This window comes from Moraxella bovoculi 237 (assembly GCF_000696305.2).
Taxonomy (GTDB): Bacteria; Pseudomonadota; Gammaproteobacteria; order Pseudomonadales; family Moraxellaceae; genus Moraxella; species Moraxella bovoculi.
Window position 1 is genome coordinate 1 of sequence record NZ_AOMT01000020.1, and the last position, 13,433, is coordinate 13,433.

At 47.7% G+C, this 13,433-nt stretch carries 11 protein-coding genes; 6 read left to right on the forward strand and 5 right to left on the reverse strand.

Annotation, left to right across the window (positions count from 1 at the left end; all coding sequences use genetic code 11):
* Nucleotides 1-66 precede the first annotated feature (66 nt).
* Complete coding sequence (locus MBO_RS04110) at nt 67-1,368, forward strand: glycerophosphodiester phosphodiesterase family protein (protein WP_227540003.1); 1,302 nt, start codon at nt 67-69, stop codon at nt 1,366-1,368.
* Between the two features lie 122 nt (nt 1,369-1,490).
* Complete coding sequence (locus MBO_RS04115) at nt 1,491-3,641, forward strand: M3 family metallopeptidase (RefSeq protein WP_080702184.1); 2,151 nt, start codon at nt 1,491-1,493, stop codon at nt 3,639-3,641.
* 36 nt (nt 3,642-3,677) lie between these two features.
* On the opposite strand, the gene MBO_RS04120 is transcribed toward MBO_RS04115, so the two are convergent.
* Nucleotides 3,678-4,253 (reverse strand): NUDIX hydrolase, encoded by a 576-nt coding sequence (locus MBO_RS04120; RefSeq protein WP_036364087.1) that lies wholly within the window; start codon nt 4,251-4,253, stop codon nt 3,678-3,680.
* A 48-nt stretch (nt 4,254-4,301) separates the two neighbouring features.
* Between MBO_RS04120 and MBO_RS04125 the strand changes: the two genes are divergently transcribed.
* Entirely contained in the window at nt 4,302-5,066 is a 765-nt protein-coding gene (locus MBO_RS04125; protein ID WP_052585298.1) for an NUDIX hydrolase, read from the forward strand.
* On the opposite strand, the gene bioD is transcribed toward MBO_RS04125, so the two are convergent.
* From bioD to nadD, 4 genes are all read right to left on the reverse strand, one after another.
* The gene (bioD, locus tag MBO_RS04130) at nt 5,063-5,734 is read right to left on the reverse strand and encodes a dethiobiotin synthase (RefSeq protein ID WP_036364090.1); all 672 of its coding nucleotides are present in this window, start codon (nt 5,732-5,734) and stop codon (nt 5,063-5,065) included. The two genes, MBO_RS04125 and bioD, sit on opposite strands and share 4 nt — an antisense overlap.
* Nucleotides 5,731-7,038 carry an adenosylmethionine--8-amino-7-oxononanoate transaminase gene (gene bioA / locus MBO_RS04135; RefSeq protein ID WP_036364093.1) on the reverse strand — a complete coding sequence of 436 codons (1,308 nt, stop codon included), beginning with the start codon at nt 7,036-7,038 and terminating at the stop codon, nt 5,731-5,733. Before bioA ends, bioD begins: the two co-directional genes overlap by 4 nt.
* A gap of 88 nt (nt 7,039-7,126) precedes the next feature.
* A complete protein-coding gene (gene rsfS, locus MBO_RS04140) occupies nt 7,127-7,510 on the reverse strand; it encodes a ribosome silencing factor (RefSeq protein ID WP_036364098.1) in 384 nt (127 codons plus the stop codon).
* Nucleotides 7,511-7,557: 47 nt separating this feature from the next.
* Entirely contained in the window at nt 7,558-8,226 is a 669-nt protein-coding gene (gene nadD, locus MBO_RS04145) for a nicotinate (nicotinamide) nucleotide adenylyltransferase (protein WP_036364102.1), read from the reverse strand.
* Between the two features lie 114 nt (nt 8,227-8,340).
* On the opposite strand from nadD, the gene uvrA reads away from it, so the two are divergent.
* The 3 genes from uvrA (at nt 8,341) to MBO_RS04160 (ending at nt 13,398) form a co-directional block, all read left to right on the forward strand.
* The gene (uvrA, locus tag MBO_RS04150; protein WP_036364105.1) at nt 8,341-11,205 is read left to right on the forward strand and encodes an excinuclease ABC subunit UvrA; all 2,865 of its coding nucleotides are present in this window, start codon (nt 8,341-8,343) and stop codon (nt 11,203-11,205) included.
* 240 nt (nt 11,206-11,445) lie between these two features.
* Nucleotides 11,446-12,483: an alcohol dehydrogenase AdhP gene (gene adhP, locus MBO_RS04155; RefSeq protein WP_080702185.1), complete on the forward strand. Its 1,038-nt coding sequence runs from the start codon at nt 11,446-11,448 to the stop codon at nt 12,481-12,483.
* Nucleotides 12,484-12,687: 204 nt separating this feature from the next.
* Nucleotides 12,688-13,398, forward strand: a complete 711-nt coding sequence (locus MBO_RS04160) for a single-stranded DNA-binding protein (RefSeq protein ID WP_036364108.1) — start codon at nt 12,688-12,690, stop codon at nt 13,396-13,398.
* Nucleotides 13,399-13,433: the final 35 nt, after the last annotated feature.

Below are 13,433 nucleotides of genomic sequence, written 5' to 3' on the forward strand. Positions count from 1 at the left end.
AAGTGTTGTTATTAAATTGTCATAAATATCTATTAAGATGTCTTCACGTCTTTTATGGAGTCATTTATGAAATCTTCAAAACAGCTTTCTAAAAAGCTTTCTTGTATGGGTGTTTTTGCCATTTTGCCACTGATGATGGCGTGTCAATCGATGCCGAAATCCACACCAATTCACGGTGCTGGCGATGAACTTGCCAAGCCTGTCATTAGCTATGGTGCTAGGCCTTTTTATCTATTGGATGACATGGATGAGGGTAAATTAAAGCAAGAATTAAAAAGCTGCCAAGCCCAAACGCCAAAACGCACAGAATTTTCAATCGCGCATCGCGGTGCTCCATTACAGTTCGCTGAACATACTGCCGAAAGCTACATCGCCGCTAACAGACAAGGCGCAGGCATCCAAGAATGCGATGTTGCCTTTACCAAGGATCACCAGCTGGTCTGTCGTCATTCTGATGCTGATTTGCATACCACCACGAACATCTTGCAAACTCCGCTTGCTAATAAATGCACCCAGAATTTCACGCCTGCCCAGTTTGACGCATCAGGTAAGCTCATCAAGGAAGCTTCTGCCAAATGCCTAACTTCCGACATCACATTGGCAGAATTTAAGACCTTAAAAGGTAAACAGGATGCCGCCAATCCTAAGGCGCGCACTGTAGATGAGTACGTAAATGCAACGCCTGCTTTCCGTACAGATCTATATTCTCAAAATGCCACGCTGATGAGTCTAGATGAAGCCTTGTTACTTTATAAGAAAATGGGCGTAAAAGTCACGCCAGAACTTAAGCAGCCAACCGTGATTCCGCATCAAGGTTATACTTATGATGATTATCGGGCGGATCTGATTAAGGCATTAAACAAAGCAGGCTATCAGGCGAATGACAGCATCGTGCAGTCATTTAATATTGATGATTTGACTTATTGGATTAAGCATTATCCTGATTATGCAAAGACGGCGGTGTTTTTGATGGAGGATGCCAATAGTGCCAAAGATGGCAAGAATTTTGATCCGCAGAATCCTGTCACTTGGAAATATGATTTGGCACAATTGAAACAAAAAGGCATTCAAAACCTTGCGCCTGCCACGTGGATGCTGGTGACCAATAAAGGCGGTGAATTACGGATGAGCGAATTTGCAAGACAAGCCAAAGCGAACGGTTTTGGACTTGTGACGTGGACGGTTGAGCGCTCATATCCGCTATCATCTGGCGGTGGCTGGTACTATACAGGCATCCAAGACATCATAAATAACGATGGTGACATGTATCGATTAATCGATGTGCTGTATAGAGAGGTTGGGGTCAAGGGCATCTTTTCGGATTGGCCAGCCAGCGTAACTTATTATGCTAACTGCCGCGGCATATAACAACTTGTAGTATACTGCACCGCCTATGATGGGCGGTGTTTTTATTAATGACTTGACTTGATGGCGAAGTTTGTATAAGCTAACTAGATTCATTCACTGATTAGAATTTATAAGGAGAGTATATGGAGCGCCGTCGTTTTTTGCAGTTTGGATTGGGGACTGCACTTACCATGAGTTTGCCTAAGTTTGGTATGGCTAATTCTGTACCACTTGTGCTAAGCGAGTCATTACAGGGCAATCCTTTGCTGGACTTTCATAATTTGCCCGATTTCCCAAGGATCACGCCTGAACATATCAAGCCTGCCATTACCTATCTGATTGAATATAACACCAATGCCGTTAAGACATTAACAGCGCAAGACGTCATCACTTGGCAGAATTTCTATGCACCGTTAGAAGACGCGCAGAATAAGCTTGAGCGTGCATGGTCAGCGGTCAGCCAGCTGCATTCGCTAAAAAGTTCCGACGCGCTGCGTGCTGTATTCAATGAAGCTCAGCAAAGTTTGACGGAGTTTGATACGTGGTTTGGGATGTATCGACCGCTTTATGATGCCTTTAATAAGCTAAAACAGGGTAAAGAGTACGCCTCTTATTCCGAGGCTCAAAAAAAGGCGATTGATAATGCATTGCTTGATTTTAAGTTGTCGGGCGTGACGCTAGAAGGTGAGGCTGCTGAGCGTTATGCCAAAGTCTCCGCCAGACTCTCCGAGCTTAGCACGCAGTTTGGTAATAATGTGCTGGATGCCGAGATGGGGTTTGAGATTGTCATTGATGCTGAATCAAGACTGGCAGGCCTTAGTGACATTGCCTTGGCAAGTGCTAAGAAGGCAGCCGAGTCGAAGGGTGTCGCGGGTTATCGTTTCGGACTCAACTATCCAAGCTATGCCGCCATCGTCACCTACGCTGATGATCGAGCATTAAGACGACAAATGTTCGAGGCGTATCGTACTCGCGCATCTGATCAAGGACCTAATGCCGGCAAGTGGGACAATACACCCATCATGAATGAGCTGGCAGAACTAAGACTAGAGCGCGCCAAGCTTTTAGGATTTGATTCACACGCCGAATATTCGCTTGCCAAAAAGATGGCAGAAAACCCAGCACAAGTGTTAGAGTTCTTAAATGATTTATTGGCAAAAACACATGACAAATCCAAAGCAGAAGTCAAAGAATTAGAAGCATACGCCAAACAAAATGGACTGTTGGCGGAATCTGACACGCTGATGCCTTGGGATTTTGCTTATCTGTCTGAGAAGTTAAAACAAGAACGCTATAGCATTGATAGGGAGGCATTAAGAGTGTATTTCCCTGTTGATCAGGTGCTGTCGGGCATGTTTGAGCTGACAGAGCGTCTTTTTGGTGTGCGTGTGCGTGAAAAGACGAGTGTGCCTGTCATCCATGAGGGTGTAAGATTCTTTGAATTATTCAAGGGTGGTAAACATGTCGCGTCTTTTTATTTGGATTTATTTGCGCGTGAGAATAAGCGAAGTGGCGCTTGGCACAGCAGTGTGATTGGGCGTTATAAGACGAGCGATGGCGAGATTCAACTGCCAGTCTCGATGCTTGTATGTAATTTTGGCGGTGCCAGCGATGATAAGCCGGCGCTACTGTTGCATCGCGAAGTGGAGACATTGTTCCATGAATTTGGGCATGGGTTGCATCATATGCTGACTAAGGTTGATGTGCAGGCGGTGTCAGGCATTAATGGCGTGGCGTGGGATGCGGTGGAATTTCCCAGTCAGATGCTTGAGAATTGGACGTGGGATGTAGATACGCTTGCGCTTATTTCTAAGCATTACCAAACGGGCGAATCGCTGCCAAGAGACATCATTGATAAGATGCTTGAGGCCAAGAATTATCAATCAGCGACCAATATCGTTCGTCAGCTTGAATTTGGCTTGTTTGATTTTAGGTTGCATTCTGAATATCAGGCGGGCGATCACGGCGCGATTGCAAGAATTCGCGAGGACATTCGTCAGAATATCTCTGTGATGAATGACCCTGAGTGGATTCGTACGGGGCATAGCTTTAATCATATTTTCTCAGGTGGTTATTCGGCGGGCTATTATAGCTACCTATGGTCTGAGGTGCTTGCCAGTGATGGCTTTACCCGATTTGAAAGAGAAGGGTTGTTCAACCGCAAGACAGGGCAGGATTTCGTGGATGCCATCTTGTCCCAAGGTGGGTCGGATGAGCCGATGGCACTATTTGAAAAATTCATGGGCAGAAAGCCTGATATCACGGCCTTATTAAAATCAAGAGGCATCGTCTAAAAATAAAAACCACAGGAGTGATTCTGTGGTTTTTATTTATTTTACAAGGTGGGTTTCAATACAGATCTCATGCAGGGGATAATTGCTAAAGTCATCACTGTCTTTGCCTAATTTTTCCAATGCTGCTTTATCTGCCAAATAATGTTCAATGGTCTGCTTGACCGTCTCAAACGCCAAATTTTCCATGTCTATTTCATCAGGGGAAAATAGTCCGCATTCTAAGCTTTCACTACCAACGCCAAATTTACCGTCTTGTAAATTGGCAAGATACATGGCGTGAATCTGCCCTAAGTTTGGTAGGTCAAATAGGGCGTATAGTTTCAGATTCTCCGCCACGCCTTCGGCTTCTTCCACCGTTTCTCGCTTTGCCCCGTCCGCCATCGTCTCGCCATTTTCCATAAAGCCAGCAGGGAGCGTCCACAGTCCATAACGTGGCTCAATGGCTCGGCGACACAGCAGGATTTTATCTTGATGAACGGCAAGTACCCCACAGATCATCTTGGGATTCTCGTAATGAATATAACCGCAGGACGTGCAGACCAGGCGTGGACGAGTGTCGCCTTCGGGGATGACGTGGGCGGCGGGGCGGCCGCATTGTAAGCAAAAGGACATGATGATATGATAAGACAAATAGGGTCAGTTTAAATGAAAATAAGTAAAATGACAAATGATTTTATGAATGATAAAGACAGCGTATTTCTAGATAAACAAACGGTAGATTTGCCAATCACGCACCGCTTTTATACGCTCGCCCAAGCCCTAGCAGACTATCGGGGCGTGGATATTTTGCCTTATACAGATAACAACGAGCTTTTGACGGGGCTGGTGCGTGAGGGTGCGATAAAGCATTATCAAAAATTATTAAATGACAACCCGCCCCCACAGGCGTGTGTGCTGATTGTCATCACCGATGAGCCACGCCCGCGCCTTCTTCTTACAAGGCGGTCGGCTTGTCTAAATAGCCATGCAGGGGAGGTGTCCTTAGTCGGTGGTAAACGAGATGACACGGACAAAAGCTCGGCAGAAGTTGCCTTGCGTGAGGCGTGCGAGGAGGTGGGGCTTGTTGGAGCGGACGCCCAGATTTTGGGCTATTTGCCGATGCAGATTTCTAAAAAGGGCTTACTGGTTCGTCCTGTGGTCGCCTGCGTGGGGGCGGAGGTGGTGAATAAGCTCGTCCCCAGCGAGGACGAGATAGCTCGGCTGTTTTGGCTACCCTTTGAAGTTCTACAAACCGTTCCTATGGATTGGGCATTTCAAAGAATGCTACCCAACAAAACTGCCAAACTCCATACCCCTGCGTGGGTCTATGACTGCGATGATGACGGTGTGCCTGAGGTGGTGTGGGGGCTGACGGGGCGGATTTTGGCAAGCCTTATGGAGATTGGTTTTGGGGTGCGGTATGCGTGGTATTATAAGGTTGTCTAAAACCTATCCGCCACTTCATCAAATGCTATGATTTGCCCGCCATCAAGTCGTAAAAACAAGGCGGCGGGGTAATTTTCTGTCACATGGTTTTGCAAAAAGTTTAGCGTGTCGGCACTGATGTCGCCATCAGCATCAAAGTGATGATTAAACACCACCGCAAAGAGTCTAAGCCCCCGAGCGTGTATCGCCTCTAAGGTCAGTAGGGTGTGATTGATGCTACCTAAGCGAGCCGATGTAACCACAATCACAGGATAGTCATGCGTTCTGATGTAATCTAATGTCAAAAGATGGTTTGTCAATGGCACAAGCACCCCACCTGCCCCCTCTAACAGCACGGTATCAAATTGACGCTCCAAAAGACGGGTGGCGTGGTCAATTTGGCAAACATCGATGGTGCGATTTTCTAGGCGAGCCGATAAGTGCGGACTGGCAGGCTTGGTAAGTGTAATAGGGCAGGTCGTACCATCTTTGTCCACTTCATATAAGTCTATCCCCATCAGCGTGCGATGCGTGATGATGTCATTAGCGATGTTGCCTGTCACGCCTGTTTGTATCAGCTTTTGGGTGATGACTGATTTACCATAATCAAGCAGGTGGCGAGCCAAAACCCCTGTGACATAAGTTTTGCCGATGTCAGTGTCGATGCCTGTGATGAAGAGGGTGGTCATGGCGTGTCTCCGTAAAAATATTCTTTTAAAAGCTCAATCAATTTACCGCACAATAACGCCAAATCCTCATCACTCATCACATACGCAGGCATTAGATACACAAGTTTGCCAAAGGGTCGCACCCAAATGCCGTATTTTGGCAACAGTGCCTGAAAAGTCAGCATGGTTATCGGCTCTTTCATCTCAATCACGCCTATCGCCCCAAGCACTCGTACGTCCGCCACTTGTTGCCATGATGTTAATGGCGACAGGTGGGCAAAGAGCTTGTCCTGCATACCACGAGCGACAGTTGGGCTATCCATGGCCAGTACCATATCAATGCTCTTACACGCCACCGCACACGCCAAGGGATTGCCCATGAATGTAGGACCATGCATGAGAGCAGGGTAGGGGCTGTCATGAATGGTATTTGCCACTTTATCGATGGTCATGGTTGCCCCAAAGCTCATATAACCGCCCGTCAATGCCTTACCAAGGGTCATGATGTCGGGGCAGATACCTGCGTGATTGACCGCAAACATCGCCCCACTTCGCCCAAAGCCTGTGGCTATCTCATCACAAATCAGTAGCACGTCATAATACTGACAAAGGGCGTGCAGGTGCGACAGATATTCAGGCGAATAAAACCGCATACCACCTGCCCCCTGTACGATCGGCTCGATGATAAACCCTGCCAATCTGTCATGATACCGCCCAAAAAACCTATCCATGGCAAGCCGTGTCTCATCATTTAGTGGCGTATCAAAACCCAAAGGCGGAGACGGCAAAAAATACTGCGTGGGGAGCTGTTTACCGTACATGGCGTGCATACTGTTCACAGGGTCGCATACGCTCATGGCATGCCATGTGTCGCCATGATAGCCCGAGTGTGTGCTGGCAAAGGTGTTTTTGTGGGGCAGACCCCGTGCCAGTTGGTATTGCAGTGCCATTTTTAGGGCGACTTCCACCGCCACACTACCGCTATCGGCATAGAATATTTTGGTCAAGTTTTTTGGGGTGATGCCTAAAAGTCGCTCGCCAAGCCCAATGGCAGGTGCGTGGGTGAGCCCACCAAACATCACATGGCTCATTTTGCCAATTTGTGCCATCACCGCCTGATTTAGGGTGGGGTGATTATAGCCGTGAATGCTTGCCCACCATGACGACATACCATCAATGAGTGCCGTGCCATCTGCCATATATAGGCGTACACCATCGGCATGACTGATAAGATAATTGGCATAAGTGGGAGGCAAACTGGCATAAGGGTGCCAAAGATGAGTGTGGTCAAAGCTGATAAGGTCGTCCAAATCCATGCGTGTCATTTTCCAAATTTCAAATCACTTATTATAAAAGATTTTTGGCAAATAGAAAAACCGCCCTAGTGAGTTAGGGCGGTTTGCGGTATGTGAATTACGCTTTTTGGGCAGCCAGAGCTTGCAGGGCTTCTGGTGATGACCAAAGACCTTCTAGGTCATAGAATTCGCGAGCCTGCGGGGTCATGATGTGCACCACAACCGCGCCTAGGTCCACCAATGTCCAGTCGCTGTCTTTATCACCTTCACGGCCCAGCGGCATCAGGCCTGCTTCTTTGGCAGTGGCGCCGAGCTTGTCAGCAAGTGCCTTAACGTGGCGTTTTGAGGTGGCGTTAGCGATGACGATGCGCTCGGCAACTTCGGTCAAATGCTCAACCGTCATTACGGTGATTTCTTTGGCTTTTAGGTCGTCCAGAGCTTCGGTGGCAAGTTTAACTTGCTCATCTAGGCTTAGGCTTTGGGTGTTTTGTTTGTTGGTCATGTGTTTAATCGACTTTCGTGTTGGATAACTGATTATTATAGCATAATTTAGGCATAAATGGCGTGTTTGTCAATATAATCCAGCACCCTTTTTGTCAAAAATTGCCTTGCTTCTGGGTTGTGATCTGCAAGCATCTTACGAACCATGGATGATGACATGGTGGTGATGGGCGTGCTGTCTTGATAGATTCTGCCGTTTTGGGTCAAAAATTCACCCAAATCATCCGTCAAATTTTCTAATGCTTGAGCGGATAAATCACCAACGGGCTTAAAATCACCGCGCATGAACGCCCAAATATTCACAAAATTCAAAATCTCATCGCCGTCTTTCCAAGTAGGTAGGGCGTGCAGGCTGTCTTGTCCCATGATAAAAATCAGCCAATCATTGGGGTAAATTTGACGCAGATGACGGACGGTATCGATGGTATAGACGGGCGGTGTTTGAGCCAGCTCGTGCGTGTCGATGTCAATGGGCGTGCCTTGGGTAGCAAGGTGTAGCATCTCGAGGCGATGAGTATCTGCTGTGGGTTTGTCCTTAAAGGGGTTGCCTGCCGTGGGCAGTAGACTGACATCAATCTTAGCAAATCGACCACGTGGATCATTTTGGATGAATTGGCTAAGCGCCTGATGCACGTGTGTCGCCATCTGTAGGTGTGACAGATGTACAGGGTCGAATGAGCCGCCAAGAAAGGCGCGAATGGTGGGAGCTGTGGTCATGTGTTTAAGTCAAAAAATTTATGGATATTATACTTAAAATTCGCTTTAAATTAAGGTTTTTTAACCCCATATAATTAAGAATTTAATATTTTTTGACAATAACAAAGGCACATCATGGCACACGAATACATCAGCATTAAAGGGGCAAAAACCCACAACCTAAAAGACATCAATGTGGACATTCCACGAGACAAGTTAGTCGTGATTACAGGTTTATCGGGTTCGGGCAAATCATCGCTGGCTTTTGATACGCTCTACGCCGAAGGGCAAAGACGTTATGTGGAGAGCTTGTCCGCTTATGCTCGCCAGTTTCTAAGTCAAATGGAAAAGCCTGACGTGGATAGCATTGAAGGCTTATCCCCTGCCATTGCCATTGAACAAAAATCAACCAACCACAACCCCCGCTCCACCGTCGGCACGATTACCGAAGTGTATGATTATTTGCGTTTGTTATTTGCTCGTGTCGGCACGCCCCATTGTCCTGAACACGGCTTGCCCATGGTCGCCCAAACCGTGAGCGAAATGGTGGACGACATTCTTGCCAAACCTGACGGCACTCGTCTCATGCTCCTTGCTCCTGTCGTGCGTGAGCGTAAGGGCGAGCATATTGCCCTATTGGAGAGCTTACAGGCACAGGGCTTTACCAAAGTTCGCATTGACGGGGTAGTCTATGACACGGAAGAGTTGCCAACCCTTGCCAAAACGCACAAACACACCATAGACGTGGTGGTGGATAGATTTAAGGTGCGAGATGATTTGGGCAACCGAGTGGCGGAGAGTTTGGAGACCACGTTACGGCTAGGCTCGGACATTGCCATTTTGCACAATATGGACGATGAGAGCGAGACGGTGCTGTCCGCCAAGCACTCTTGCCCTACCTGTGATAGGGCGGTGAGTGAGTTAGAGCCACGCCTGTTTAGCTTTAACAATCCCGCTGGGGCGTGTCCGTCCTGCGATGGGCTTGGCAAACGCCAGTATTTCTCTGCCGAACGTATCGTTACCGAACCTGCCAAATCCTTAAATCAAGGGGCGATACACGGTTGGGACAAACGCCATGCGTATTATTTTGGGCTATTGACAACCGTTTGCACGCATTTTGGCATTGACATGGATAAGCCGTGGCAAGACTTAACCAAAAAAGAGCAAACTATCATTTTAAACGGTTCGGGCAAAGAAAAACTGACCTTTAATTTTACCGATGAGCGTGGGCGTAAAACAGTTAAAACCGTGCCATTTGAAGGGATTTTACCATACCTAGAACGCCGTTATCACAGCACCACGAGTAACATCGTACGAGATGAACTTGCTCAATATTTGTCCGATACGACTTGTAACGTGTGCCATGGTGTTCGCCTAAATGACATCGCCCGTAACGTCAAAGTGGACGGACGGGGCGTGGGTGACATCATTGCCCTGCCGATAGGGCAAGCGTGGGAATATTATGAAAACCTGCACATCGGTGGACATAAAGGCGAAGTGGCGGATAAGATTTTTAAAGAAATCCGTGAGCGTTTGGGCTTTTTGACCAAAGTAGGGCTAGAATACCTGACCCTCGCCCGCTCTGCCGAGACGTTATCGGGCGGAGAAGCCCAGCGTATCAGGCTAGCCAGCCAAATCGGAGCAGGGCTTATGGGGGTTATGTATGTGCTTGACGAGCCGTCCATTGGCTTACACCAACGAGACAATGACCGTCTATTATCCACGCTGACGCACCTACGAGACCTAGGCAATACCGTCATTGTCGTGGAGCATGACGAAGACGCCATTCGCACCGCTGACCATATTATTGATATTGGCGTGGGGGCAGGCGTGCATGGGGGACGTGTGATTGCCACAGGGACGGCAGACGAGATTGCCAAAAATGATGATTCATTAACAGGGCAATATTTATCCGGCAAAAAACGCATTGAGATTCCCAAAATCCGCCACAGTGCCAAGACAGGCGAGATTAAAAAAGGCAAAAAAACCATTACCGAACCCCTATATATCCGCCTAGACGGCGCGAAAGGCAATAATCTAAAAAATGTCAACCTACACATCCCAATCGGCGTGATGACCTGTATCACAGGCGTATCAGGCTCTGGCAAATCCACGCTCATCAACCGCACGCTCATGCCCCTGTCTGCCACGCACCTAAATAACGCAACCACGCTCGTGCCTGAGCCTTATGACAAAATCACAGGGCTTGAACACCTTGATAAAATGGTGGACATAGACCAAAGTCCAATCGGTCGCACGCCACGCTCCAACCCTGCCACTTATACGGGCGTGTTTACGCTCATCAGAGACCTGTTTACCCAAACCCCCGAAGCTCGCGCAAGGGGCTATAAGCCAGGGCGGTTCAGCTTTAACGTCAAGGGCGGTCGCTGTGAAGCCTGTCAAGGGGACGGCATGATAAAGGTGGAAATGCACTTTTTGCCCGATATGTATGTGCCGTGCGATGTCTGTGCAGGCAAACGCTACAACCGCGAGACCCTAGAAGTCCACTACAAGGGCAAATCCATATCGGACGTGCTTGCCATGACGGTAGAAGATGCGTTGGCATTTTTTGAAGCAATTCCTGCCATCCATCGCAAATTAGAAGCCCTGATGCAGGTGGGCTTGGGCTACATTCAGCTTGGGCAATCCGCCACGACATTGTCAGGGGGTGAAGCACAGCGAGTTAAGCTCGCCAAAGAGCTTGCCAAACGAGACACAGGGCAAACCCTTTATATCCTAGATGAGCCGACCACAGGCTTGCATTTTGAAGACATTGCCAAACTGCTTGACATTTTGCATGCTCTGCGTGATAAAGGCAACACGGTGGTGGTCATTGAGCATAACCTAGATGTTATCAAGACCGCCGACCACATTGTTGATTTGGGTTATGAAGGTGGCTCGGGTGGGGGTGAGATTGTCGCTGTTGGTACGCCAGAACAGGTGGCGATGGACGAGCGGTCTCATACAGGGCGGTTTTTAAAGCCGATGCTTGGTATGTAGAATCGGGATAAAAAGTATCGAACAGACCGCTCATCTTGGGCGGTTTTTTCGTTCGTCGGCATTCTTTATAAATTATGTTATAATATAACTATATGAATTTTATGGATTTTTTTATGAAATGCACTTGCATGGTGGATGATTTTTTTGCATAATTGAGTTACCAGATGTGCACTTTTTGTACAACAAAACGGCAAAGGTGCTTTTGGTATGTCAATCATTGAAGAACAATAGGAGGTTGTAATGAAAATGAAAGCTGCCATCGTCAATGCAAATGCACAATGCTGTGTTGAAGTGGTTGAAAAAGACATTCGCCCGTTGGCATATAATGAGGCATTGGTTGAGGTTGAGTATTGTGGCGTGTGTCATACCGACCTGCATGTCGCTGCTGGCGATTATGGCGATAAAGAGGGTGTTGTGCTGGGACATGAAGGCATCGGCATCGTCAAAGAAATCGCTGATGGCGTGCAGGCGTTGAAAGTTGGCGACCGTGTGAGCATCGCATGGATGTGGAAGAGCTGTGGTGCTTGTGAATACTGCAACACAGGGCGTGAGACGCTATGTCGCAATGTACTAAACGCAGGCTATACGGTCGATGGTGGTATGGCGACACATTGTATCGTCAATGCCGACTATGCGGTCAAAGTGCCAGACGGACTAGACCCAGCCCAAGCGTCCAGCATCACCTGTGCGGGGGTTACCACCTATAAAGGCATCAAGGTGTCAGGTGTGCGTCCAGGTCAGTGGATCGCCATCTATGGTGCAGGCGGTCTGGGTAATTTGGGCGTACAGTACGCCAAAAAAGTCTTTGGGGCTCATGTGGTTGCCATTGACATCAATGATGAAAAACTGCAATTCGCCAAAGAAGTGGGGGCGGACCTGACCATCAACCCAAACAAAGAAGACGCTACCAAAGTCCTACAAGATAAGGTGGGCGGTGTTCATGCAGCGGTCGTAACTGCCGTCTCAAAGGCTGCCTTTAATTCAGCGGTTGATGCCGTGCGAGCAGGCGGACGAGTGGTGGCGATTGGTCTGCCGCCTGAGAGTATGGATTTGTCCATCCCACGCATCGTGCTAGACGGCATCGAAGTGGTCGGCTCGCTGGTTGGCACTCGTAAAGATTTAGAAGAAGCATTCCAATTTGGTGCTGAAGGTCTGGTTGTGCCAAAAGTACAGCTTCGAGCCTTAGACGAAGTGCAAGAGATTTTCCAAGAGATGCATGATGGCAAAATCACAGGACGCATGGTGATTGACATGAAGCAGTGCTGTCATCATCACTAGACGATGATTTGTCAATCAACAAAAATCGCTCGCAAAGGTTTGGGCGATTTTTTTGTTTGGGTATCACCAAGGCGAATATCTATAAGTTAATACAAAAAAGACTGGTATTTTTTATAAATTTTCGTTAAAGTAGGTACACAGACTTAATGTGATAACAAGAGCGGTCTGTACGGAAATTTAATTGAATGAGTAAATGAGTTTATTATGAGTAGCGTAAATAAAGTAATTATTTTAGGTCGTCTGGGTAATGATCCTGAAGTGCGCCAATTTCAAAACGGTGGCGGCGTTACAAACATTTCGGTAGCGACATCAGAGCGCTGGACAGATAAGAACACCGGCGAGCGCAAAGAGCAGACCGAATGGCACCGCATCAGTCTATTTAATCGCTTGGGCGAGATTGCCGCTCAATACCTACGTAAAGGCAGCATGGTGTACATCGAAGGTAGCCTACAGACCCGCAAATACACCGACCAACAAGGCATCGAACGCTACAGCACTGAGATCCGCGCTTCAGAGATGCGCATGCTAAGCTCGAATAATGAGCAGGGTGGTGGCTATGGCAACCAAGGTGGCAATTACGGCAATAATTTTGGTGGTTATCAAAACCAGAATAACCAACAATGGGGTAATAACCAAAACCGCAGTTTTAATCAAAACCAAGGCTATCAGCAAGGTCAAGGTTTTAATGATTATAATCAGGGCGGTCAAGACGGCTTTGGTGGTCATCAAGGTGGTAACTTCGGTCAAAACCCGAATACGCAAATTCAAAATGGCTCTGCTGGTCAAACTCCTGCCCAGTCGCCTAGACCAACTCAGAGCAACATGGCGACTAATAACTCATTTGGCGCGCCATCTGCACCACCTGCGGCCAAGCCTGCAGCGTCAAATGTTGAAGATGATGACATCCCATTCTAAGTTGGCTTTTGAAATTTAAGCCAAACAAAAANANA

What these genes read in the sequence shown, in the direction of transcription:
- bioA (WP_036364093.1), bottom strand. Translation starts at nt 7,038, where the DNA reads ATGACACGCATGGATTTGGACGACCTTATCAGCTTTGACCACACTCAT.
- rsfS (WP_036364098.1), bottom strand. Translation starts at nt 7,510, where the DNA reads ATGACCAACAAACAAAACACCCAAAGCCTAAGCCTAGATGAGCAAGTT.
- MBO_RS04115 (WP_080702184.1), top strand. Translation starts at nt 1,491, where the DNA reads ATGGAGCGCCGTCGTTTTTTGCAGTTTGGATTGGGGACTGCACTTACC.
- adhP (WP_080702185.1), top strand. Translation starts at nt 11,446, where the DNA reads ATGAAAATGAAAGCTGCCATCGTCAATGCAAATGCACAATGCTGTGTT.
- uvrA (WP_036364105.1), top strand. Translation starts at nt 8,341, where the DNA reads ATGGCACACGAATACATCAGCATTAAAGGGGCAAAAACCCACAACCTA.
- MBO_RS04160 (WP_036364108.1), top strand. Translation starts at nt 12,688, where the DNA reads ATGAGTAGCGTAAATAAAGTAATTATTTTAGGTCGTCTGGGTAATGAT.
- nadD (WP_036364102.1), bottom strand. Translation starts at nt 8,226, where the DNA reads ATGACCACAGCTCCCACCATTCGCGCCTTTCTTGGCGGCTCATTCGAC.
- bioD (WP_036364090.1), bottom strand. Translation starts at nt 5,734, where the DNA reads ATGACCACCCTCTTCATCACAGGCATCGACACTGACATCGGCAAAACT.
- MBO_RS04125 (WP_052585298.1), top strand. Translation starts at nt 4,302, where the DNA reads ATGACAAATGATTTTATGAATGATAAAGACAGCGTATTTCTAGATAAA.
- MBO_RS04110 (WP_227540003.1), top strand. Translation starts at nt 67, where the DNA reads ATGAAATCTTCAAAACAGCTTTCTAAAAAGCTTTCTTGTATGGGTGTT.
- MBO_RS04120 (WP_036364087.1), bottom strand. Translation starts at nt 4,253, where the DNA reads ATGTCCTTTTGCTTACAATGCGGCCGCCCCGCCGCCCACGTCATCCCC.